This window comes from Aporhodopirellula rubra (genome assembly GCF_014192335.1).
Lineage (GTDB): Bacteria > Planctomycetota > Planctomycetia > Pirellulales > Pirellulaceae > Rhodopirellula > Rhodopirellula rubra.
In genome coordinates, this window is record NZ_JACHXU010000003.1 from 281,048 (window position 1) to 304,758 (window position 23,711).

Here is a 23,711-nt window from a genome sequence, read left to right on the forward strand (position 1 = left end):
TCAGTGGGTCGCGGTGTCCTCGGCCGCATATCGTTTCAGTTTTCGATCGAGCGTGCTGCGTTCGATGCCTAGAATCGATGCCGTTTGACTTTTGTTGCCGCCGGTGCGTTTGAGTACGCGTGCGATGTGTTGTCGCTCGAGTTGAGCGAGCGAGATCGGCGGTCCCGATTCCGAATTCGTCGGTTCAGGTGACTCGGTTTGCGACGCCGAACGTGACATCGGTGGGGGCGAGGGAGTATCCCCGGCGACGGCTCGCGTGAGCATCAACTCTTCGGCACCGATTTCGTGGAGCCCCTGAGTTTCTAACGGCGCCATCACGACGGCGCGTTCAATCACGTTACGCAATTCCCGGACGTTGCCCGGCCATGGATATTGGAGCAACTTCTTAGTCGCATCCGTTGTTAACTTCATTGGGCCACGTCCCATCGCTTGCACGAACGTGCCGACGAAGTGTTCGGCGAGCAACACAATGTCGCGTCCTCGTTCTCTCAGTGGCGGGACAACGATTTCAATGACATTGAGCCGGTAGAAAAGGTCTTGCCGAAACGTGCCCTTTTGCACCATTGCCTGTAGATCGCGATGAGTCGCCGCGATCACACGCACGTCGACGCGGATCGACGTGTGCCCACCGACTCGTTCGAACGGATGGCCCTCCAGCACGCGGAGCAATTTGGCTTGCAGGTCGAGGTTCATTTCACCGATCTCGTCTAGCATCAGCGTGCCACCGGAGGCGGCTTCGAATTTGCCTTTCTTCAAATCCGTGGCACCGGTAAATGCGCCTTTTTCGTGTCCAAACAGTTCGCTTTCGAGAAGGTCTTTCGAGAGTGCGGCGCAGTTCAAACAAACCATCGGTTCGTCCGCCCGCGGGCTCGCGTAATGAATCGCGGAGGCGACCAACTCTTTTCCGGTGCCAGATTCACCTCGCAACAAAACCGCTGCACCGGAGCGAGCCACTTGTGCGATCTGGTACTGCACCTGGGCGATCTTTTCGCTGCGGCCGAGAATCTGAACTCGCCCCGCGATTTGTTTTCGCAAACGGCGGATCGTCTCTTGCGAGTGATGCAAGGTTTGTTGCAGCCGTTGGCGCCGAGACAGCGACCGGCAGGCTTCGCAGAAAATTTCACATGCGGTCACGATTACCGCTAAATCGCGTTCGCTTAACGAGGGATCACCCGCGGTGGTGATCACGTGAAGTAGTCCGCTCGCGCCCGATCGTTCGTGTTTTTGGGTGTCGTTCTCGAGGGGCTTGTCGTTTGATCGCGATTCCGCGTTTGTTGCTGGTTCTGCTGAGGTGATCGTGGGCAGGTCCAGCGGCACCATTACGATCGACTCCACATCGATTTCGCCGCGTGTGTCTTCCGTTGCGAGCCTGCGGTCTCCGACGACATTTCGCGCCAACAGTGCGGATGCCCCCGGTGCACGAATTTGGCGAACGAGCGATTCGGGGGGACGCCGATATCTGTGCCCCTCACGCTGATGCACGTGACGGGGCATTGGAAGGTTGGGCATCGGAAGGTTTCCATCGGACTCAAAAATGTAAAGTCCGATTTCCGCTGCCGGAATTTGCGCCGCGAGCGTTTGCATTAATAGTTCTGCCGCTGGCTCGAAGTCGTCGTCGGGCAGTTCCAGGCGGCCCAACGCGAACGCCATTTGCAACAGCGACTGGTCCGACGCCGATGCCGGCCCGATCTGTCCGGGTCGGGAGGATTGTTCGTTGAGCGGGCGTGGCGGGCCGGTTTGATCCGTTGCGGTTGAATCGTTTTGGGACGCCAACGTTGAGGCGGGTGAACGCGAGACAATATCCAGCCACTCGGATTCCGTTTCATTGGCGAAACCCTCGCCGAGCATCAAGTCGTCCTGGGTTGCCTCGTCTTCGTAGTTTCTTGTCGCCTGGTCACTTGCGAGCCTTGAGTGATTCGGGTCGCCGCCCGACCAGTGTGCGAGATCGTGCGTGAATCGCATCTCGAACCCAGCGACCTGCAGCCGATCGCCCTCACCGAGCCTGGTGGGTTGCTCGATTCTTGCGTCATTGACGAAAACACCGTTCCGGCTGCCCAGGTCCTCGATGTACCAACTCGTCTCGTCGCAGGCCAATCTCGCGTGCCGCCGGCTCGCCCTGCCACTTCGTAAAACGACCTGGTTTTCCGACGATCGACCCAGGATTACCTCCGATGGAGGGACTAATCGGTACACGTCGGTCCAGCGAGAACCGCGATGAAGCACCAGATAGGCATCCATTATCGAGGAAACAGCGGGTGGCGGGGCAGGCTTGCTTGTCACTGGAAAACACCACAAGTATTCTAAACGGTTGCTAATAGTCTCAATCGTAGTCTCGATCCTACGAAACTTTTCACCTGAGCAGGAATCTGTCTCGATGCGTTCTCTCTTTCGACGCCCGTTTTCCACCAAATCCCCTCGGTCTCGCGTCAGTTTGCGTCGATTCGATCGAACGCCGATGGTTGGCTTGGCGTGCTTGACGTTCGTTTTGTCTCTCAGTGTCGTGTCGTCGACCGCTGAGGCAGGCCTTGGTTTAGGACAATCCAGTGCCGTCGGGGGTGTGATGATCGACCCCGAAGGCAACGTGCGGGCCGCCACACCACAAGAAGCCAAGGAAATGGCCGAATTGGTGCGAGCCGCCATCCAAGGTCCCGTCGGTGAACTCGCCGAAGTGACCGATAAACGAGTCATTTCTCTTGCCCGTCTGCAGCAGGCCCTTCGCGAAATGCACGAAACGGGCGGACGAATCGATGATGAAACCGCGTTCCTCGCTGGCTTGCAACGGATCGAATACGTCGTCGTTGATAAAGAGAACAATGACCTGTTGCTCGTTGGGCCCGCTGAGCCTTGGGAAGTCCGTGCCGATGGTGCGGTCGTCGGGAAGAACTCGGGCGGGTCGGTATTGCGACTCGATGACCTCGTTACCGCATTCCGCAGCGTCGAAGCGGCCCGCCGAGATGGCGGAATCCGTTGCTCGATTGAGCCAACCACCGAAGGACGACAACGCCTCCGCGGCTTCCTCAAAAACGTCAAACTCCGCCCCGGCCAAAACCCAGCGTTTCTGGAAGCCGGCATGCGAGAAGCGTTCGGTCCCCAAATGATCACGCTCGACGGAGTCGCCACCGACAGTCGATTCGCCCGCACGCTCGTCGCGGCCGACTTCGAAATGAAACGAATCGCCATGGCGTTGACCGAATCGCCCGTCAAAGGCTTGCCGAGCTACCTCGAGATGGCAAAAAATAAACGTCAATCGGCGGCTCAGAGCCCTCGTTGGTGGATGGCCTGCAATTATGACCCCGTCGCACGCGACGCCGATGGTCAGGTTTGGAAAATCAGCGGCCAAGGCGTCAAAACCATGACCGAAGAGGACATTGTCGCTGCCGACGGTTCGGTCGCCTCCGACGGACGTCAGGACCCGCTCGCCTTGAAGTGGGCCAATACAATGACGGAAAAATTTGATGCCTTGGCGAAAGAACGCCCTGTGTTCCGTGACCTGCGAAACGTCATGGACCTCTCGGTCGTCGCCACGCTGATCACGCAGGAAAACCTCGATCAGCAAAGTGGAATCGACCTCAACGTGCTGCGTGGCGGCGATTCACTGATCGAAACGGCCAGCTTCGACATGCCCAAATCGCTGACACCACAGTGCAGTTTCATTCACGGGCGTGCCGGTTGGACCGTCACCGCATCCGGTGGTGTTAGCATCAACGCATTTGGGATCGTCGATAATCAGGTTGAACAACCTGAATTGAAAACGCTCGTCTCGGTCAGCAGCGCGAGCGATTCGGATCGCTGGTGGTGGGATGGCGAGTGAGTAAAAGATCGAGACTCGTCTTGATTTGGTTGCCGGGCAATCGGTAAATCAGGGAGGTTTCACAGTCGACATGCGTACCGCTGTGACCATCAACTCCTACCTGTTCATTGTACCGGCATGAATCCATCTGAAAATTTCCCCAGCGATGCGGGAACTGTAACCGTTGACTCATCGGCCACAACGACGGCCGCTGATATGGCTCACACTCAGGATTCGATGGGCATTGCCGATGCCACGTCGACTCAGATTGCCAACATGACCAACGGAGACTTCAGTGGCCTCGCCGATTATGCGACCACGCACTTGGCACCGGCCGTCTTATCGGCCGGCATTGGCCTGTTTGTCATTTTCCTCGGGTATCTCGTTGCGAAATACCTGATGCGGGTCATCAGCCAACCGGTTTGCCGCCGTGTGGACGAAACCCTCGGTAAGTTTGTCGGCAAGATGGTCTTTTATCTGATCATGTTCGGCGTCGTCGGAGCTGTGCTCAGCAAACTGGGAGCCCCACTCGGTGGTCTCGCCGCCATGCTGGCTGCCGCGGGCTTCGCCGTCGGTCTCGCTTTCCAAGGAACGCTCAGCAATTTTGCCGCCGGTGTTCTGATGCTGGTCTTCCGCCCCTTCAAGGTCGGTGACGTTGTGACCGCGGCATCGGTGACGGGCAAGGTTAACGAGATCGACCTGTTCACGACCACACTCGATACACCCGACAATCGCCGCATCATTGTTCCGAACAGCTCAATCGCGAGCGGCACGATCGAAAACATGACCCACCATGCTCATCGGCGAGTGGAGATCTGTGTGGGCGTTGACTACGCCGCCGATCTGCAGACGACCCGCGAAGCATTGCAGCAAGCGGTTGATAATCTTGCCGCGAAAACCATCCCCGGTGAAGGCCGAGGTAGCGCCATCGTTCTCGCCGGGCTGGGTGACAGTGCCGTTAACTGGAAGGTTCGGATGTGGGTCTCCGCTTCTGACTACTGGCCCGTCAATGAACTGTTGCTCGCCGAAGTCAAAACACAGCTCGATGCAGCCGAGATCTCGATCCCGTTCCCACAAATGGACGTTCATGTGAAAACGGGGACAGACGCCGTTCTGTCAGCTTCCCCGTCTTCGCGAGTTCGCCCAGCCCGCCGCGCCGCCGACCGGCTCGCGAGCTAGAATATTTGCTTATTCCTGTCGCTGCCGTCACCAGACGGCGGACCACCACATCAGCCTCCCGCACGGGAGGTTGTTTCGTTTTGGAGGTCTGTCATCCGTATCACAATGTCAGCGATGACATCGGAACAAGCTCGTGCTCCTGTTTCTCGCGCGGTGCCCACGCTGAGAGATTGTCAGTTGGCAAGACGGAACTGCTGGATGAACGTTGTCTCGCCTCGAAACGTCGCGCATCTCTTTCGCCCGCATTGATATCCATCATGGCTTCTCACGCGTTGTGTCCGGTTTGTCGGTGAGGCTCAATCCGCTCGCTAGCCAAGCGGCCGCAAAAGACTATCCTGTGTGGCACGCCGGGCCGCGATCGGACGGCGCCTTGAATCTGATTAAAGGGCGAACAATGTGGCACACGAGTGACGGTGATCGTACCCTCGTCCGAGACGAGGCGGCCCTGGTCGGTAACGCGATCGACTCTCTCATCGACCGGTTGCTTGATCGGCTTAATTACGAGTCCCGAGATAGTAACAACGGCCAACCATTGAACGTTGAGACTGGTGTTACGCTGTTCGACGCGTTGACCCCGCACCAGCAGATTTGTCTTTTGCATTCGGTTGCGAGCTACCTGCTCCAGCCAACCGAGGACGTTCTGCCGCTCACCGCCGTGAACGAATCGGCGGTCGCGGCAATTTATGCGAACGCCACTCGGGAGATCGAGTTGGAAATCGCGGCGTCACAACTTCGCGTCCACGAATTTGACGACCGCGGATCTGCTGCCCGCTCCCGGTTCGATGATTTCAAGGATTTCTGTCCTGACGCTCCGCAGGATGCCGCGTTTGCCTATCCTGTGGATCCGTGTTATTGGCGGCAGCTTGCCGCCAATGCGTACAACGGCACGGGAGAATTCGCGTTCGTAGATGATGATGACGTCGACATGGTTCCTGAACTCGACTCGCCGGACGTGGACGAATGGCGGTATCTAGTCGAAGCCCTCAGTGATTGGGTGCTCTGGGACCGTGACTACGAAACGGCGGCATGCTTCCTCGATATTGATCCCAGGCGGGCCACAGCGACCAAAGCCGTCATGGGGATTGAGGGGGACTACTTTACGGGGCTTGTGCCTGATCCTCAGATGACCGAAATTCCACATCTCGTGTCCGCGACCCGAGAGATCGTGCGGCGTAAGCCTCGTTAGGACGCTTGCTCGTCTGCTGTAGCCACCGTCGCGAGGCGACGGACCACGTTCAGGTGAGGGTCGCTACGACATTCTAAGTCTTGGTTCGCTCATCAAGCTGCTCCAGAAACACAAACAGCCCACTCGCCCTCGGAGGCTTCATCTCGAGAATGGACCGTCTGAAAGTCGAAAAAGCATTCGTTCACCCGCGGTTCGTGTTTGCAAAAGGTTTGACCGTTTCACGCGGCAATCGACGCGTTCTCCGCCTCCCCCAACCCCGATGATGGGCATGCAGTTTCTGATCACTAACGATGACGGGATAGACGCACCTGGGATCCAAGCACTTCATCACGCTCTGCAGGCCTACTTGGTTAATCGCGGATATCACGATAGCGAGCTATTTGTCGTCGCTCCGGACTGTGGCAGAAGCGAGTGCGGGCACAGCGTAACGACCACTCGAGACTTGACCATTCGCCAAGCACGACCGGGATGGATAAGCGTCGACGGCACACCCGTGGACTGCGTGAGGGTCGCGTTGACGTGCATTTGCCCGTCGGTGGTTGCCGTTTTTTCCGGAGTCAACGCGGGGGCAAACGTCGGGTTGGACCTCATGGTCAGCGGCACTTTTGCGGCGGCGAGAGAAGCGGCGATCCATGGGAAGCCCGCGATGGCGATTTCGCACTACCGCCGTCCTGACATTCCTAAAACATGGGATCATGTCGGCAATTGGCTGGAGTCCACGCTTGACGCATTCTTCCAGCGTGAAGCGAACTCAATGTCGACGCACGGTAGGTCGACAACAACTTCTGCGTCCACCGCCGAGCGACGCGAAGTGATAGCGAAGAATAGAGTCGTTTGGAACGTGAACCTGCCTGCGGTTCCGCCTGATGTGCCCCATCCGCCACCGGTAGCACAGTGCTTTGTGGACGAAACGCCGTTAGTGCGACGCGGTCCCGAGCTACAGACGCTCCTTCACCCAGGTCAAAACGGCGACTCGACCGGCCTGCCCGTGGATGCCACGGTCAAACTCGTGTCCGAATTTCATGATCGCCCGCGAACGAGAGGCTCTGACGTCCAGCAATGTTTTGCAGGAAAGGTAACCGTCAGCTACGTGGATGCCCACGTAGCTTCCCGGGATCTCTAGCGATCCATTTGACCTGCGACCGAGACTCCACGCTCCAACATCGCGGCAACTGCCGATGGCGAAGCACTGTCCGACTTAGTCGATTTAGTGACTTGCTGCGTAGCTAACTCGCCTCGGACGATCGAGACCTCGCGAGGAGCCTCAATTCCGATTGCGACCCGGTTGCCCGCGATGCGGTTGACCGTGATCACGATGTTGTCACCGATTACGAGCTGTTCGCCTTCTTTGCGACTGAGAACCAACATGGTGAATCCTTTCTAAGGTTTCTTTAGGGTGAGTTTAGGGGATGCTTTGCATCGTTAGCCGGTTTAAAGCAATTCGCGGGCCAAATTCGCTCGTGCGGAGGGTTTGTTCACGAAAACTGATGCGGGAATCGGAGAAAGTTGATTTTCTTCGAGTTTTAGCTCAATGATCTGTGATTGATTGCCGATCGAAAATGATTCAGAGATGCTTGGTTGGTCGAACGATTTTTGCGTATCCTGGTCAAAACGAGACCTCGTCTCAACGTGAGACGATTTTGAGTCAGTGAGTTGCCCGTCTGACACTCTTACTATCAGGTGTCGGGGTGACACGTTTGGTCACCCCGAAATCGGAAGCGGCAAAAAAACGGCAAGAAATGTTTTGCCAACCGGGGCGAACCCATCTTGAAGCCGAGGTGCGACGAAGTTAACATCTCGCCCTTACGAGTGAGCGAGCGATCCATCGCCCCGCACCACTCCCAATCCCCTGTAGCTCAGTTGGTAGAGCAGGCGGCTGTTAACCGCCTTGTCACAGGTTCGAGTCCTGTCGGGGGAGCCTTCGTGGACAGTAGCGAAATGCTGCTGCCCACCAATTAACGCCAAAGGCCGATGCACCCGCATCGGCCTTTTTGCGTTTCGCCCCGCGTTTTGCGGGACTTTCGCCCGCGGCGTGGTTTTTCGCCTGCTTCTTGGACGGTTCGGGCACAGTGCCAAACCATTCCTTTCCCGCTGTCTAACCCCGATAGGACGACCGAAACTCTCGAAGTCTCTGGGTTAACATGGGCAGCCCAGTTAACAAAAATCGGCAGGCAGAGAGCTTTCGCGGGTCAGCAGAGAGAGAGTTCGAGACTTTCCTTTTCGACCATTGATTTACGCGGTCCCAACGGTCCCGATCAGCAGAATTGCCACGAGCTATTAGAGACAGAAGGCTTCCCTTGTTCGACGAAATCGCGACGCTCTTCGCCTCGGCACCGTCGGCCGATACGGTGCTTCAATTCCGACCTTCTTCGGCGTCAGTGGATCGTGCCAGCGAACTCTTGGAGCTGAACCGACGCGGCACTCTCGACGATGCCGCCCGAGAAGAACTGAACCAACTTGAGTTCGCCGAACTGCTGATGCAATCCGTGAAAGCTCGCATTCGACGCAAAACAACTGAGACCAAATCCTCGCCATGAATCAATCCGCGCCCGATCAACCCCAACCCAACAACCCGCTCCACGGCGTGACGCTTAAAGCGATCCTGGAATATCTGGTCACCGAGTATGGCTGGGATCGTCTGGGCGAGCGGATCAACATCCATTGCTTCAACTACGAACCGACGATCAACAGCAGCCTGAAATTCCTTCGCAAAACCGACTGGGCGCGAGCGAAGGTCGAGCGGCTGTACCTCGACTCACTCAGCTTCGATGAGCGGAAGGGCAAAAACGCGTCGGCCGACGAACCGACCGAGATGGCCAGCGTTTGGGATCGAGCCCATCGCGGCGAGTGACGGCCGCCGACGAATTCAAAATCCCGGCATTTGCTGCTTGTAATCGAACTGCAAATCAGCCTGGACGGAGTCGGCCGCCGACTATGCCAACATGAGCCTGGAAGAAACGCTCGCGATCCTGGATTGCGGGCCGACCTCTGCATTCAAGGTAGTCAGCATGCAAAGCACTGAAGCGTTTGCTACATCTATCCGCGGCCGAATGCGGTGTATTGCTGACCACCGATATTTCGTCTGTTAGAATGCCGATCTAATTTGGAAAAAATGAAGCCCTTGCTGTTTACACCCGTTTTATGAACGAACTTCTCCATCTATCAACCAGAGCATTCGCAGGTTTTTTGTCGATTAATTTACCGCAGCTTGGTGACAATTGGTGGCAGAAATTCGTCGTGAGTAAACTGAGTTTTCAGCAACAGCGAATGGTCGAGGAAAAGCGCATCGACGATTTGAAGCAGTTCGATTTTGCGGCCCTCGTAAGGCTTGTCGACCAGAATTGGTACGAACTTTCACGGTCTTTCAATTTACCACGCGAGGGTCGTAGTTGGATCAAGGAACTTCAGACCATTCGCAACCGCTGGGCACACCTCTCTTCGGAGTCCGTGTCTGCAAGTGATCGCTACAGGGATGCAGACACCCTGGACAGGGTTCTAGCGATGCTCGACGCCGACGGTGTCTTGCGTGGCAAAGTCGAGAAGTATAAGGACAAAGCGATTGCTGAAATGTCATCGCTGAACGCAAATGAGGAAACGAAGTCGAATTCCAGTCGTAGCGTCTCCTTCGATGTCAACAGCTCAGCATCCCCAGCCGAACCGGATGACAAGCCTGATCAAACTTCAGCGTCTTTCAGCGTAGGCGACATTGTTGTACTGAAGTCAGATTCTTCCGTTCTGGTTCCCATCATCGGTATCGACACTAGCGGAAGCGAAGTTAGATACAGTGTGTTCCACGAGGGAACGACCGCTCAGTACTACGAAAGCCAACTGACGGCAGAACAGCAACCAAGTGCTAAAGCGTCCACATTAACCGCGAAAGAACTACACGCGTATTTGACAAGTCTGATTTTGCTGTCGCCTTCATCGACGAAACTGTTCTCACTACGCAGCGGCCGAGTGCAATTCGTCCCCTATCAGTATCGGCCCGTTTTGAAGTTGGTCCGTGCTGATCGACCGCGATTGTTGATCGCTGATGAAGTCGGCGTTGGTAAGACGATCGAAGCGGGCTTAATCATCAAGGAACTGAAATCACGGATGGACATCTCCTCCGTGCTCATTATTTGCCCGAAGGCGCTGGTGGCTGAACGCAAATGGTACTTGGAGATGAAGCGATTCGATGAGCAATTCACTGCCTTGGACGGGTCAACCCTCCGTCATTGCATCAAGGAAACCGATCTCGATGGCGAGTGGCCTCAGCAATACCAGAAAGCAATTGTCCCCTTCTCGCTTTTTGACTCAAATTTGCTGTTCGGGCGCGAAGGAAAGAGTCGCAGAGCGAAGGAAGGCTTGCTGTCTCTCGATCCACCACCGAAGTTCGATTTAGTGATCGTTGACGAAGCTCACCACTTGCGAAATCCGCAAACGTTTCTGCATCAAGGAGTTAGATACTTTTGCGAAAATGCCGAAGCTGTCGTTTTCCTGTCGGCGACTCCTGTGCAGCTCGGCAGCGAAGATCTGTTTACGCTGCTAAACGTCTTGCGACCAGATTTGGTAATCGACCATGCAAGTTTTAATCAAATGGCCGCGCCAAACAAGCCAATCAACGCCGCGGTGAGTGAGTGCCGAGGCGCAGAAGTCGGCTGGCAAGGCCGAGCAGTTGAACATTTGCAAGAAGCCGCTGAGACCCAATGGGGAAAACTGTTCCTTCGCGAGTCGCCTGCATTCCAATCTGCCTTCGATCTTGTTCGACGTGACGAAATCTCGGATCACGATCGAGTCGCTATCACCCGAACGATCGAGGAACTTTACACATTCAGTTCGCTCATCAATCGTACCCGTCGTCGTGACATCGGCGAGTTTACAGTGCGAACGCCAGAAACGTTAAACGCCCCTTTCACCGTTAGGCAACAAGAGCTTCACGATAAGCTTTTGGATACGATCGCGAACATCCTGTCCATTTCCCATGGTCAACAGAACGTGAAGTTCATGATGACGACCGTTCGACGGCAAGCGGCAAGTTGCTTATACGGGCTCAAACCGCTGTTGAGCGATATCCTTCGAGGCAAATTGAAAGACTTGGAAGTCACTGACGAGTCCGGTGATGCACCAGCCGAGCTTGAGCCAGCATTGCTATCTCAAATCAAAGCAAGCGTAGATGAGATCATTTCGCTGGCCGAGAATCTCGATCCCGATGATCGCAAGGCGGATGAGTTGCTCCGGGTGCTACGAGACAAGGGCAAGATGTCAAACAACAAGGCGCTTTTGTTTACCACTTTTAGACATACGCTGAGCTACCTCGCTGGCCGCTGCGAACAGGAAGGCTTGCGTTTCGGTGTGATCCATGGCGGCATACCAGATGAGGAACGTGCCGATCTTCGCAAGCGATTTTCGTTTGAAAAAGAGCGTGGTGATGCGATCGACGTACTTCTCTCTTCGGAAGTCGGCTGCGAAGGTCTCGACTTCCAGTTCTGTGACTTGCTAGTCAATTATGACTTGCCTTGGAATCCGATGCGGATCGAGCAACGAATCGGTCGCATCGACCGTTATGGGCAGAAGAGCCAATCGGTTGCGATCGTTAATTTGATCACCCCAGGAACGGTGGACGCCGAAATCTACGAGCGATGCCTGCTTCGTATCGGGGTCTTCAACCACTCGGTAGGCGGTAGCGAAGAGATACTCGGTGAGATTACCGAACAATTGCGGAATATCGAAGAGAGCTTCGCCTTGACCGCAGAGCAACGCGAAAGGCAGTTGCAGCAGTTGGCCGACAACGGCATTAGGCGAATCCAGGAAGAGCAAACATTGGAATCGAAACAGGCTGAGCTATTCGGTTTGAATGTGCCGAACCAAACGTGGGAACGGGAAATCGAGGAGGCCGAATCGTTCTGGCTCTCTTCCCAATCGCTGCAGAAAACGGTGGAGGCTTACTTCGCGAACAAGCTCGATCCGTCTGGAGAATACGTCTTGGGCGAGAAGCCACTCAAAACGCTTCGACTCAATCAAGAGGCTCGGGCCACACTGCTCACTGATCTTCGTAAGTTTCCGCGTTCAATCGAACCCGTTTGGCGACATTGGGAGAAATGGCTCAAGGGAGATTTGCCAACGCTATCCGTCACGTTCGACCAAAAGACAGCGGCCGAAAACGACGGTACGACCTATCTCAATGTGCTGCATCCCCTGGTGCGACAGGCTGCCGATGCATTGCAGCGAAGCGGAGTTCTTACCGTTAGCCTGGAGGTGGTTGATGCCAATCTCGCTCCAGGCGAGTACGCATTTGCCGTCTACCAATGGCGAAACACTGGAGTGAAGCCAGACGAAACGCTCGTCGCTGTTTGCGATTCGCCCGTGGTTGAAGCTCGGCTGATGACACTGCTTCAGATGGCCACTGATTCAACCGATGGCAAAATTCAAGAAGCTGAACAGACTAAAACATTGGACGCACGACATCACTCGAAGTGGAGCGACGCTCGCGCGGAGCACATCGCTCGCAATCTTGAGTTGGTCCAACATCGGATCCAGAGTTTGCTTGCCAGTGGAAAAGCCCGTTGCCAATTACTCGAGGATCAAATCAACGCAGCAACGAATGACAAAATCACCCTGATGAAGCAACGTGAGCTTGCGTCGGCGCAAAGGGACGGTCAACGGCGACTTGAGGATCTAAAGAAGTCTTCGGAGACTGCGGACATCCACGCGAAACCGGTTGTGGTAGGACGCTTAGCGATCACGAACGAAACGGAGCGTTGAAAATGAGTTTTATCGAACAGGTTCGAGCGAAACGACAAAAGCTAGCTGATGTCTTAGTCGACGAGGAATACTCGGGGCTCCGGCAGTTCGTTGAAGAACTCTACCCCGACAAGGCTCACTTTCTGTATGAACTGCTGCAGAATGCCGAGGACACGGGGGCGGGCATTGTGCAATTTCGACTGGAGAAGAATCGGCTGGTTTTTGCTCACGATGGTAGACCATTTACTGACGACGATGTATGGGGAATCACCAATATTGGTAAAGGAACGAAAAGAGACGATGAGGACAAAATCGGACGTTTCGGCGTCGGTTTCAAAGCAGTGTTTGCCTATTCTGAAACTCCGTCGATCTGGTCACCGACGCATAATTTTAAGATCTGCGATCTCGTTCTTCCGACAGAAATCAAACCGCGCACCGCGAAAGACAACGCAACGGTGTTCGACTTCCCGTTCAACAACCCCAAGAAATCAGCGGAGGCTGCTTTCGACGAAATTGCGGAGGGCTTACAGTCGCTTTCCGAAGAACTACTGATCTTCTTAAGCCACATTCATCGCGTGAGGTGGGAGATTGTCGGTGGCGCTGAAGGCGGGTTAAAACGCATCGACCGGCCGCCACATTTGATCGAAGTACAAAAGAAGGTTGGCGGAAAGGTACTCGCGAGTTCTTCGTTCCTGCGTTTCAAGAAATCTGTTGATGGCTTGCCTTCACAGAACGTGTCTGTTGCGTTTCCGCTGGAGGCGAAAGACAGTGAAAAACCTCTTCAAGAGTCGGACCCAATCTCGGATGTCTTCCGCGTTGTTCCGGGTGCCCCTGCGCGGGTGTCCGTCTACTTTCCGGCTGAAAAGGAAGTCTCGGGTCTCCGATTCCATGTTCACGCACCCTTCGTTCCCGAATTAAGCCGCGCGAGTATTAAAGATACTCCAGCGAATGACCCACTATTCCAGCAACTGGCGGGAATGATGCCAGATGTTCTGGAGCAGATTCGCGGTCTCGGTTTACTAACAGTTGAATTTTTGAATGTGCTTCCACATTCGCAGGACGGTGTTCCCGCCAAGTACCAACCAATTCGAGATGCGATCATCGGGGCGATGAACTCAAGTCCACTTACGCCCACGCAATCGAAGAAACACTTGCCCGCAACGCAATTGTTTCAGGCAAAGGCAGCCCTGAAGGATTTGCTGCCAAGTGAAGATCTCCGTCAAGTATTGGAAGATGACACTGCATTCGATTGGGCTGTCGCTGCCCCGCAACGAAACAGCAATGCTGACCGCTTTCTTGGCAGCTTGGAAATTAAGCGATGGGACGTCGACCGTTTCGTGAGCCTTCTTGAACGCAGAAAGGGAGACGATGAGTACTGGGATCAGCGGACCTACAGGTACAAAATATCGGAGCCAAACGAAGAATTTGACGCTTGGTTCGCCTCCAAGGATGCCACTTGGCTCCAACGGTTGTACGCAATGCTGCATCGGGAATTGGGAGAGAACGGCGGGCTGGATCGTTTCAAGTCAATTCAGATCGTGCGGCTCACAGATCAGTCGTTTGCAAGGCCAGACCGATCGTTCTTCAGCAGAAACGGAATGGCAATTGATGATCGGTTTCCGCGTGTCGATTCGCAAGTTTACGAAGGCGGGAAAAGTAAATCAGACCAGGATGCAGCAAAGAAGTTTCTGGAAGCTGCCGGTGTTCGCGAAGTGGGAGAGAGAGAGCAAGTCGAAGCGATTCTGAATAGCACTTATGTAGGGAAAAACGAAATCGCATTTGACGATCATGTGAAGGATCTAAACCGATTTTTGCAACTGATTCACTCCGATCCCAATGCCGTCAAATTGTTTGTCAAGCGTCTGATATTGCTTGACGAACACGGCAAGCGCTCGTCCCCATCTGATATCTACCTCGATGAGCCTTTTGTTTCGACTGGTTTGTCGGCATTTTACAACGCATTCGACACAGGCGAAGGGCGTCATGCTTTGTCACCACGGTACGCGGAAGTCCGCAGCCATCGAGAGTTCATTTGCGAGTTTGCCGAGGCTGTGGGGGCATTGTCACGTCTGCAGGTCTGCCAGGTAAGCTGTGATCGAAACCCGAACGTAGGCTATCTCGTCCATCAAGCTCCCGGCAACCCGAGTCGCCACAAGATTGACAAGGACTATCAAATCCACGGTCTGGTGAATGCGTTAAAGAATCCATCGGTGCCATTGGCGAGACTTATTTGGTCAACGCTTGCAAGACAGACTGACATCAAATGGACGCGAGCAATTTATCGGAGCAATCAAACGCAGCAACTACGTGAAGATGTTTCGCAGTTGGTTGTGACCCTGCGAGATGCGAAGTGGTTGCCGCAGGGAGACGAATTTGTACGACCGGCCGAAGCTGATTTTCGATTGTTGCCAGAAGACTTCGAATACGCGCCAGGCTGGAAATGGCTTGCTGCGATAAAATTCGGCGAGAATGTCACTAAACGAACGGAAGAGTACAAGAAGAAAAAGGAGTTTGCAGCTGAGCTTGGTTTCGACGACGACCAATCCCTTGAAGATGCTAAGTGGTTTGCTGCCTTAGACGCCGAAGCTCGGCAATTGTTTAAATCCGAGTACCGTTCGCGTATGAGTGTCGATTTGCCTGAGCGTTCGTCCGCGAATCCCGAGCGACGCAGCGACAAGGTTGGTCAACTCGCACTGGACGCACCTGAGGAAGAGAAGGAAGTTCGTTCGAGATCGGTTTCGACCGTTATTGCGAGTGTGAAGAAGGAAATCAAACCGTACCTTCGAGAGCAGTATACGAACGCTGATGGCGTCATGTTCTGCCAGATTTGCCAGGCCGGTGTTCCGTTTTCTTTGGCCAATGGTGAACCCTACTTCGAGACGGTTCAGCTAGTTCCTAAAACGGAAAAACTCTTCTTCCAAAACTATTTGGCTCTCTGCCCGAATCATGCTGCGATGGTTCAGCTAGCGAACGATTCAAAGGACGCCATTGCTGAGCAGTTCGCAACTCTCGACGGTGACCGTTTACCGATCGTACTCGCTGGCAAGTCGCTTCATGTCTACTTCACCGAGACTCATCGGAAAGATCTTCAAGCTGTTATCAAATCGACCGGTCAATCCGAAACCAGCGAAGACCAATAAGAACGCTCAACCGCCGGCAATTGCTTTGGCGAGTTGCTCAAGGCCGTATAGATGGCACGTCGGCCTGCGATAGATGGCGATCGCCTGTGATGATGTGCTGAGGAAAATGCTGACGCTACGAATTCAGTTTGACGAGGTCACAGATGAAAACGGACCGCTGCGTGTGATCCTCGGTTAGCACGTTTCGTCAACAAGCGACGGCTTGGCGGCGACCGTTGATGTTCACGCCAAGGCCAGCGACACGCTGGTGATGCGTCGGTTGATCAGCCACTCGAGCGGTTCGTCGGTCGAGGGAACGAGTCGGCAACGCCGTATCTTGCATTTGGAATTCGCCGCATCGCCGGAGTTGGCCGACGGCGTTCAGTGGCATGATTCTGTTTCTCCGGCTTTGGACCTTGCTAGATAGCTTTGCCGGCGACCAAGCGTTTCCATGCGGTGCGTTGTTTGGTCCAGTTGGGTTCGATGGCGATTTGGCGGAGTTCTCGTTCTCGGAATTTCGGCTTGATGTCGGTGGTGGGCTGGAGGTCGAGGAGTGCTTGTTGGATGTCGGGGGCGAGGGTGGAGAGGTTGAGGATTTGCGTGACTCGGGCGCGGGTGATGCCGGCGGTGCGGGCGATTTCGGCTTGGTCTTTGAGTTGGCCGGTTTCGAGCAAGTCGTCCAGTCGAATAGCGAGCGCCATCAGTTTGGCGATGTGTGGGATTCGCGGTGGTGCAGGTTGTCGGCGGGGACGTTTTGAAGTGACGCGTTTTCGACCTTGCGGAGCGATAACGAAGTCGTATTGGTTTTTGATGTCGCTCATCGGCTTTCCTCTTGTTGCTGTGACTTGTGTTCGGCACTGAATGATTTCAGTCCCGTGGGGCTGAGCGTGATGGCGAAGGTGCTGTCGGAAGCGTCGTGGTCGATGCGTTCGATCAGCTTGCTGATTAGACGTCCGCGTTCGCCGTTGGTGAGGTGTTCCCAGAGCGATTGCAAATCCTTGATCGCCGACATGATCGTGTGACGATCGGGGGCCGCCGTGTGGATGTTGTTGAGTTCTTGTTGCAGTTCGGTGCGGCGGCGGAGGTCACGGGCAACTTGCTCGTTGAGCGACGCCAGCGTGTCGAGCCGTTTGGGTTCGCGTTTGTCGTCGCCGGTCGGCGTGGCGTAGGCTTCGATCGCTCGTTCGGTGTTTTGCAACGTCAGCGTGAGCGCGGTGAGTTCGTTTTCGAGTCGTTCGCCTTTGTTCCGAACCGTCTTGCGAACTTTCAAACAGGTTTTCTCGAGAAGGTCTTTGTCGATCGTGAGCGATTGCAGTTGGCCGACAATGAACTGTTCGACTTGGTCGGCCGGCAGCGACGGGCGGGGGCATGTTTTATGACCGCCACGGTTCGCTTTGCTGCAAACGTAGTAGCGGTATCGCTTGCCGTTCCCGCTGCCGCCGCTGGTCGTGTGTGTCATGGCGGAATCACAAGCGACGCAGCGAATCAGTCCGGTCAACACGCCCTGAGTTCGCCCGTGGACGCGATCACCGATGTTGATGCGGTTGGATCGTAGTTTCTTCTGGACCGCTTGGAAAAGTTCTTCGTCGACGATCGCTTCGTGTTCGCCTTCGTGGACCTCGTCGTGGTAGGTGACCTTGCCGAGGTACATTCGGTTGGTCAGCAACGTGTGCAGCGTGTTCTTATAGATCGGGCCGCCGCCGATCGACTTGCCCGACTTTGTGATCCACAACTTGGTTCGCCACCCGCGAACACGCATGCCTTCGATGGTTCCGATCAGGCCTTCGCTCTCCAGATAAAGCTCGAAGATTTGGCGGACCCGTTCGGCTTCGGATTCATTGACGACCAGCTTCTTGTTTTCGCGGTCAAGGTCGTAGCCGAGGATCGGTCGCCCGCCGAGGTATTTGCCTTTGCGACGAGCCGCGGCCATCTTGTCGCGAGTCCGTTCGCTGATGATCTCGCGTTCAAACTGGGCGAATGAAAAGAGGATGTTTAGAGTCAACCGGCCCATGCTGGACGTCGTGTTGAATTGCTGTGTCACCGAAACGAACGAGACATGGAGGTCGTCGAACGTTTTCATGATCAGGGCGAAGTCCATCAATGAGCGGCTGAGCCGGTCGACTTTGTAGACGATCACACAGTCGATCTTGCCGGCCTTGATGTCGTCCATCAAACGAGTCAACGCGGGACGGTCGATGTTGCCGCCGGAGAACCCGCCGTCATCGTATCGCGTCTCGACTTCGACCCAACCTTCGTTGCGTTGGCTGGCGATGTACGCCGAACCGGCTTCGCGCTGAGCGTCGAGTGAATTGAATTCTTGTTCGAGGCCTTCGCTGGTCGACTTGCGAGTGTAGATGGCACAGCGGATGGTCGTCGGTTCTTTGCTGGGAGCGATCATTTGGTGCCTCCTTTCTTCGGGTTGAGTTTGAAGAATGCGAATCCGTTGACGTGTGAACCGGTGACCTCGTTGGCGATCGCGGAAAGCGTTTCGTAGCGTTTGCCGTTGAAGTTGAAGTCGTCCTGGTTGACGGTGACGGTGATCGTTTGGCGCTTGTAAATCCTCACTAACACCGTGCCAGCCGGCGGCAAACGTCTGTCACGTCCTGGATCCGGCGCGACCGTGGTGTCGTCGGCGGATTCGACTTGTTGGGTGAATGACCGTGGTGGTCGCTTGCGAAGATCGGCATCGTCGGCCATTTCGAGGGCACGCCGGCGTGCTCGTTCGGGCAGTCCGCCCTCCTCGATCGCTTGCATTCGCCAGATGATCTTTTTGACCAACCAATCGCGGTTGTGGCTGCGCGGTGGGCAGCCGCAAACGTTTTCGTATTTGTCTTTCAGTTCGCCGGTCGTCAACCGTTTCATGTCGGCGACCTCGCGGGTGATGTTCAAACTCATGGGGTTCTCTGTGATGGAGAAATGGGGCGTTGAAAATCTCGGCGGTGTTTACCACCGGTCACAGAGAGCGATCGTTTTCGGGTGAGCTCAAGCCGACATGAGAACGATTCGGCGAGTCTTTTTCGGCCGGTTTGTCACGGGCGGCCAACCATCGGGCAACCCCATTGGCCAGGATCTCGGCAACCTCGCCAAGGTTAGTGTCTACATTTGCGTCGTCATCGTGCGGCATCCGGTACTCCGTTCGGGACAGGTCGAAAGTGGGCAACGGAGTTAACGCACCGTCGCTACTTGTAGACCTACCGGAAGAGATGCCGAAGTGACGAATGCGGCCAAGATTATTTCATCATTGGGTGACCGCGGCGGAGTCGCAGGATGGCTTCGATGTTGATGGCGGTGGACCAGAGCAGACGGAGTTCATCGGCTTGTTTGTCTTTGAGGCAGCGACTGACGTCCGAGGGTGTCATGTTGGTGGCTCGGGCGAGTTGGCTTTGCGTGGGACGCGGTAGAAGTTCGGGATAGCCGGACTCTTCGCTGGTTCGCATCGCGTGTTCGTACGCAGAGGCGAGGTGTTGTTTGAGTTCTTTGCGGAGAGCTTCAATCTTGGTGGCTCGGCTGGATCGTTTAGGTTTGGATGGTGATTCGGTGAGTTGGAAATCGAGGATTACGTCGTCGACCGCGTCCCACTCGAGAGTGAATGCTTCGTTGGTTATGGCTGCGACTTCTTCGATGGAGCTGACAGTGTTTGAAAGTTGTTCAGTCCAGTAGCTCGCGACCATTCGCGTCGGTGTGAATACGATCGCTTTGGGGCGAGTGGCGAGATGATCGCGGATCGTGTCGTCGTGTTTGCCAACGCTGCTCCGAATGAGGATCAACTCGCGACTGGTTCCATGGAACGCTCGGCGGCCGATTTGCCAGAGTCGTTCGGTTACGATTGGTTGCACGGAGATTCGTACATCCGCGAACAGGTGTGTTAGCGTCCGCGCGGTGTCAAAGATCACTTGATCGAGTTGATCCGGGTGCAACTTTTGAATGCCGCAGGTTTCGCAAACGATGAAGCCGTGGCGATTGCCATGGACATCGTTGCGATAGATCACTTCATGGTCGACCGCGCAGCCGGAGCATTCGCGAGTGACCGCCGGCGTCGTTTGGCGTAGCAACCCGAGTCGTTGGAACGGACCGAGTTGCGCTTTGTGAACGCGATTGACTTCGTCGACCGTGAAGACCGGCGGGTCAAGCTCCCAGCGACGCCAGACCGGATTGGTCGTTCGCTGCACCGTCGATCTCCCAAAGTTTGAGGTGTTTCTGAACGATCTCGGCGCGGTCCGGCGTCAGGCTTCGCAGATTGCATGTCCGTGGTGAGATGCGAATCTTGCGATGCCCGGCACTGGCGAACTTGGTGGCCGGAAAGTCGAATCGGATCTCGACCGTTTTCACGCGGAGTTCCCAAAGTTGCTGGTTCGATGCCACCAATTCTTCACTGATCGCCCGGTGGATCGTGTCCTCGGGATTGCCTCTGTCGATACCGGTGAACAATGGCCGGTTGGTCACCGGGTTGAGCATTGAGATCGTTTCGATGCGGGCGCGGATGTTGTCGGCCGGGTCGGTGGCGAGAGTTCGGGTGGGGTCTTTCAAGTGATCGAGTAGGTACGCTTGATTCGGATCGAACGGCCCGAGTTTCCAGCCCAACGCGACCTCGGAAAAAATCTGTTCGATGCGTTCCTTACGTGGTTGCTGCAGCGCCGTGCTGAGTTCGATCGAGCCGACCGCGCGATCGTAGGCCATGATGATTTGCACCGTCGGCCGAATCGCGATCGTCTTCAAATTGCCGCTGTCATCGTGAGTGTTTTCACAGCGAACGTAGTCATCGGGATTCGCGATGAAGTATTCCATCTCGCCTCGCGTGACTCGTTCGACTGTCACGTTTTGCCCGCGACCGTCATCTCGCAGCAGATTGCCGATCGCGATCGCCAGGTGTTCTTCGACGTTGCCGGCGAATTTCAGGTTGGCCGGGACGTCGTTGCGGCGTCGCCAATAGTTGCACGTTTCAAGTTTCAAGAACGTGGACGACGCGGCGAAGATCTCTGGTTCGTTCAAGCGAATCCACATCGCTCGACCATTCAGGTCGAGTTCTTCGGGAACGCGTGACATCAGGTCTTGCACGTCGAACAATCGAGCAGTGTCGTTGATCGCGGCCATGCCGGCTTCGCAAGCGAACGATCGAATGTTTTGTAAATCGACTTCGACGTCTTTGCGTTCACTGGGCAACAAATCGGTCAGGCAATTCAGCAGCGGACTGATTTCACGTTCGCCCAATGCGTCCCAGGGAACATCGGCGTGACCGGGGACGTGGCCTTTGAACCACGGTCGCAGCAGCGAGTTGGGGACGACGCGGAGCATCGTGGAGATCGGAGCGGGTTGAGGCATAGCAATTAACTTTCAGACTTTCGAGAAACACCAATGACTTTTCCAAGCACACGAAAGTCACTATCAGGCTGAACTTCGATCGGTTTGTACTTTCGATTTTCGGGCATCAACCGGACCACGCCGTCGTCCGTTTCCAGCCGCTTCACGGTGGCCTCGTCATCAATCATCGCGACAATGATCTCACCGTTTTCAGCGATCAGTTGCCGGCGAACGATCACGACGTCACCGTTTCGCATGTCGGCGTCCTTCATGCTGTCGCCACTGATCTCCAGTGCAAAGCATTGTCCGCGGCCGACCAAACCCGACGCCACCATCACTTCACCCAGACGGTTTTCCTCTGCCAACATCGCCGGCCCGGCTTTGACCACACCGATCAACGGCACCGACTTCATGGATCCGATCGACTGGCTCGGCCGGCGGATCACACGAAGGCTGCGAGCCTTTCGTGGTTGCCGGCGGACGTAGCCTTTGCGTTCGAGTTGCAGGATCAATTGGTGGGCACTGGCGGCGGTGATGCCAAGCTGTTCACCGAGTTCGGTCATCGTCGGGGCGATGCCGTTGCGGTCGATCGCGGCGGACAGTTCGTCGAGTGCTCGCGATTGACCTTCGGTGATTTCGGTTTGGCGTGGTCGTCCTCGTCCGGGTTTGGTGGGCTTCATGATGCGGCTTCCATTGCGGTGAATTCCTGTGGCTCGAATTAGCGCTGATATACTTCGTTTCGTGCTACAGCAAATCTAGTCCTGCCGATTGTTCCGTCTAGGCGAAATTTGCTAGCAAACCCGCAAGTCGTTGGCTGGCAAGGAAATCCATTCTTGAATTCGCGCTGATAGATGAGGTGGACATCGGGGCGGGGCGAGACATTCGGTGCTAGGTCAATTCACACAGCAACGGAATGTCGTCGGTTCGAGCGGGCCGAGGATCGTTTGCGAAGCGGGCATCGAACGCCGGCTTGGTGCCGAGGTTGGTCGTTTGAATACCTTCGATCGCAGGCACGAATTCAAAGGGCGACGATTGAAACCATGGCTTGCGGTTCTCGTCGAGGAGGCAGCCCACCAGATACGGCATGACGAAGGTTTCGCGACGCTCTTGTGAGACGACAGCGTAGTACCCGAACTCGCCGAGGCATTCTTTGATCGCATCCCAACTCGAGCCCGGCGGTATTACTTGGTCGACGATGATCTTTCGATAGCCGCACAAGAATTGAATCATTTCTTGGTCGGCGAGGATCTCGTCCGTGATATCGCAGCGGTCAAGTTCGGGGTTGAGCAGCAGTCGAACCAACTGTCCGAGCATCTTCTTCTCAAGGCGTTCCTCAACAGTCTCGCCGAAGAGTTCGTAACCGTATTTTCCGAGTGCTTCAGGGTTGTCGGGATCAAAGAGGGCGAGAGGCATCGTTTGGCTCCAAGGTAGATACGAAAGTTGAAAACAGAGTCCGCCAGAATGACGAGGAGTCGTGACACGTTTGGTCCAAGGCCCGAAAAGTTTTTTCGCCAGCGTCCCCACGAGCGGGTGGGCCGCGTTGCAGTTGGTGCGATTTCGTGCAACTGCAACAACAGAAATCTGGATGCGAAAAGACCGTGTTTTGCTTGGTGAAACGGCAATTCGCAAATTGCAAAGTGCGATTTCGTGCAACTTCGCCGGAGGGTGTGGCCGCTGCCGTGATGCGGCCTTTTCAAAACACTCGCCAGCCGACGGAGTCCGCTCGTGCCCAGCATTTCCGAACCCAAGACCACTCCCATCACACCCTCGTTGACGAAGGATCCATTCACCCGAAAGGTCGTCAGCCGCCGCGTTGGACAACTGCTCCGCCGGCCCGAGTTCGCCGGCGACACCGAAGACGATTTGACGCAAGACTTCCTCGGCCGACTCGCCGACGCGATGACCCGGCACAGCGACGAGGTCGGCCATCGCAACCCGTTCATCGTGATGATCGTCGATCGTTACGTCGCGACGCTCGTTGAACATCGTCAAGCGTCGATGCGACGGACCGAGACGCCGGTGTCGTTGAGCCAGACGATCGTTGACAGCGACATTGGTGCTGTCGAGATGGCTCAGACGATTGGCGAACACGAACAGGACCGGCGTTTGGAAACTCGCCGACTTGATCAAAACGATTACTCGAACTTGAAGCACGATCTGGCTGTGGTGCTTTCCCGGTTAACGCCGCAGCAACAAGAGTTCGTGCGTTTGCTCGGCGATCATTCGATTGCCGACATCGCGAGGCTGATGGGAGTGCCGCGAACGACGCTGAATTTTTGGCGAGCCAAGATTGTCAAAATCTTCGAGGAAGCGGGCCTTCACGAGTACACGTCGTGAATTTCTTTGGCCGGGCTTCGTCATTTCGAGGTTTGTTCCGGTAGGTCTACAAGTAGCCGGGGATCACTTCTTCGGCGTC

At 55.5% G+C, this 23,711-nt stretch carries 20 protein-coding genes, 1 tRNA gene and 1 pseudogene; 12 read left to right on the forward strand and 10 right to left on the reverse strand.

Annotated elements, in window-relative coordinates:
• Nucleotides 1-2,238, reverse strand: coding sequence for a sigma 54-interacting transcriptional regulator (locus FHS27_RS05665; protein WP_184302864.1), 2,238 nt, complete (start codon nucleotides 2,236-2,238; stop codon nucleotides 1-3).
• Between the two features lie 136 nt (nucleotides 2,239-2,374).
• Here FHS27_RS05665 and FHS27_RS05670 point away from each other — a divergent pair, with 136 nt between their 5' ends.
• The 4 genes from FHS27_RS05670 (at nucleotide 2,375) to FHS27_RS05685 (ending at nucleotide 7,278) form a co-directional block, all read left to right on the forward strand.
• Nucleotides 2,375-3,811, forward strand: a complete 1,437-nt coding sequence (locus FHS27_RS05670; RefSeq protein ID WP_246419149.1) for a DUF1598 domain-containing protein — start codon at nucleotides 2,375-2,377, stop codon at nucleotides 3,809-3,811.
• 195 nt (nucleotides 3,812-4,006) lie between these two features.
• Nucleotides 4,007-4,969 (forward strand): mechanosensitive ion channel family protein, encoded by a 963-nt coding sequence (locus FHS27_RS05675; RefSeq protein WP_315849953.1) that lies wholly within the window; start codon nucleotides 4,007-4,009, stop codon nucleotides 4,967-4,969.
• A 205-nt stretch (nucleotides 4,970-5,174) separates the two neighbouring features.
• The gene (locus tag FHS27_RS05680; protein WP_184302870.1) at nucleotides 5,175-6,155 is read left to right on the forward strand and encodes a hypothetical protein; all 981 of its coding nucleotides are present in this window, start codon (nucleotides 5,175-5,177) and stop codon (nucleotides 6,153-6,155) included.
• 268 nt (nucleotides 6,156-6,423) lie between these two features.
• Nucleotides 6,424-7,278, forward strand: a complete 855-nt coding sequence (locus FHS27_RS05685) for a 5'/3'-nucleotidase SurE (protein WP_246419152.1) — start codon at nucleotides 6,424-6,426, stop codon at nucleotides 7,276-7,278.
• On the opposite strand, the gene FHS27_RS05690 is transcribed toward FHS27_RS05685, so the two are convergent.
• The gene (locus FHS27_RS05690) at nucleotides 7,275-7,523 is read right to left on the reverse strand and encodes a carbon storage regulator (protein ID WP_009096881.1); all 249 of its coding nucleotides are present in this window, start codon (nucleotides 7,521-7,523) and stop codon (nucleotides 7,275-7,277) included. The genes FHS27_RS05685 and FHS27_RS05690 overlap by 4 nt on opposite strands.
• Before the next feature lie 477 nt (nucleotides 7,524-8,000).
• On the opposite strand from FHS27_RS05690, the gene FHS27_RS05695 reads away from it, so the two are divergent.
• The 6 genes and pseudogenes from FHS27_RS05695 (at nucleotide 8,001) to FHS27_RS05715 (ending at nucleotide 16,018) form a co-directional block, all read left to right on the forward strand.
• Nucleotides 8,001-8,073, forward strand: a tRNA-Asn gene (locus FHS27_RS05695).
• 379 nt (nucleotides 8,074-8,452) lie between these two features.
• Complete coding sequence (locus tag FHS27_RS05700; RefSeq protein ID WP_184302875.1) at nucleotides 8,453-8,692, forward strand: hypothetical protein; 240 nt, start codon at nucleotides 8,453-8,455, stop codon at nucleotides 8,690-8,692.
• Nucleotides 8,689-9,006 (forward strand): VF530 family protein, encoded by a 318-nt coding sequence (locus FHS27_RS05705; protein WP_184302878.1) that lies wholly within the window; start codon nucleotides 8,689-8,691, stop codon nucleotides 9,004-9,006. The genes FHS27_RS05700 and FHS27_RS05705 overlap by 4 nt, the downstream gene beginning before the upstream one ends.
• A gap of 290 nt (nucleotides 9,007-9,296) precedes the next feature.
• Nucleotides 9,297-9,647 (forward strand): annotated as a pseudogene (locus FHS27_RS31605) (Swt1 family HEPN domain-containing protein); the annotation flags it as partial.
• A 9-nt stretch (nucleotides 9,648-9,656) separates the two neighbouring features.
• Nucleotides 9,657-12,899: a DEAD/DEAH box helicase gene (locus FHS27_RS05710; RefSeq protein WP_246419153.1), complete on the forward strand. Its 3,243-nt coding sequence runs from the start codon at nucleotides 9,657-9,659 to the stop codon at nucleotides 12,897-12,899.
• A gap of 2 nt (nucleotides 12,900-12,901) precedes the next feature.
• Nucleotides 12,902-16,018: a sacsin N-terminal ATP-binding-like domain-containing protein gene (locus FHS27_RS05715; RefSeq protein ID WP_184302882.1), complete on the forward strand. Its 3,117-nt coding sequence runs from the start codon at nucleotides 12,902-12,904 to the stop codon at nucleotides 16,016-16,018.
• A 187-nt stretch (nucleotides 16,019-16,205) separates the two neighbouring features.
• Here the strand turns inward: FHS27_RS05715 and FHS27_RS05720 are convergent, their stop codons facing one another.
• The 4 genes from FHS27_RS05720 to FHS27_RS05735 are packed head-to-tail and all read right to left on the reverse strand — an operon-like array spanning nucleotide 16,206 to nucleotide 18,892.
• Complete coding sequence (locus FHS27_RS05720) at nucleotides 16,206-16,388, reverse strand: hypothetical protein (protein ID WP_184302884.1); 183 nt, start codon at nucleotides 16,386-16,388, stop codon at nucleotides 16,206-16,208.
• A gap of 28 nt (nucleotides 16,389-16,416) precedes the next feature.
• On the reverse strand, nucleotides 16,417-16,818 hold the full coding sequence (locus FHS27_RS05725) for a hypothetical protein (protein ID WP_184302886.1): 402 nt from the start codon (nucleotides 16,816-16,818) through the stop codon (nucleotides 16,417-16,419).
• Complete coding sequence (locus tag FHS27_RS05730; protein WP_184302888.1) at nucleotides 16,815-18,395, reverse strand: recombinase family protein; 1,581 nt, start codon at nucleotides 18,393-18,395, stop codon at nucleotides 16,815-16,817. The genes FHS27_RS05725 and FHS27_RS05730 overlap by 4 nt, the downstream gene beginning before the upstream one ends.
• Nucleotides 18,392-18,892 (reverse strand): DUF2924 domain-containing protein, encoded by a 501-nt coding sequence (locus tag FHS27_RS05735; protein WP_184302890.1) that lies wholly within the window; start codon nucleotides 18,890-18,892, stop codon nucleotides 18,392-18,394. The genes FHS27_RS05730 and FHS27_RS05735 overlap by 4 nt, the downstream gene beginning before the upstream one ends.
• Before the next feature lie 97 nt (nucleotides 18,893-18,989).
• On the opposite strand from FHS27_RS05735, the gene FHS27_RS05740 reads away from it, so the two are divergent.
• On the forward strand, nucleotides 18,990-19,166 hold the full coding sequence (locus FHS27_RS05740; RefSeq protein ID WP_184302893.1) for a hypothetical protein: 177 nt from the start codon (nucleotides 18,990-18,992) through the stop codon (nucleotides 19,164-19,166).
• Nucleotides 19,167-19,227: 61 nt separating this feature from the next.
• On the opposite strand, the gene FHS27_RS05745 is transcribed toward FHS27_RS05740, so the two are convergent.
• From FHS27_RS05745 to FHS27_RS05760, 4 genes are all read right to left on the reverse strand, one after another.
• A complete protein-coding gene (locus tag FHS27_RS05745) occupies nucleotides 19,228-20,166 on the reverse strand; it encodes a hypothetical protein (protein ID WP_184302896.1) in 939 nt (312 codons plus the stop codon).
• Nucleotides 20,123-21,316, reverse strand: a complete 1,194-nt coding sequence (locus FHS27_RS05750; protein ID WP_184302898.1) for a hypothetical protein — start codon at nucleotides 21,314-21,316, stop codon at nucleotides 20,123-20,125. Before FHS27_RS05750 ends, FHS27_RS05745 begins: the two co-directional genes overlap by 44 nt.
• A gap of 5 nt (nucleotides 21,317-21,321) precedes the next feature.
• Nucleotides 21,322-21,975, reverse strand: a complete 654-nt coding sequence (lexA, locus tag FHS27_RS05755; protein WP_184302901.1) for a transcriptional repressor LexA — start codon at nucleotides 21,973-21,975, stop codon at nucleotides 21,322-21,324.
• Nucleotides 21,976-22,183: 208 nt separating this feature from the next.
• Nucleotides 22,184-22,708: a hypothetical protein gene (locus FHS27_RS05760; protein ID WP_184302905.1), complete on the reverse strand. Its 525-nt coding sequence runs from the start codon at nucleotides 22,706-22,708 to the stop codon at nucleotides 22,184-22,186.
• A gap of 312 nt (nucleotides 22,709-23,020) precedes the next feature.
• On the opposite strand from FHS27_RS05760, the gene FHS27_RS05765 reads away from it, so the two are divergent.
• Nucleotides 23,021-23,632 (forward strand): sigma-70 region 4 domain-containing protein, encoded by a 612-nt coding sequence (locus tag FHS27_RS05765; RefSeq protein WP_184302908.1) that lies wholly within the window; start codon nucleotides 23,021-23,023, stop codon nucleotides 23,630-23,632.
• The last annotated feature ends 79 nt before the right edge of the window (nucleotides 23,633-23,711 follow it).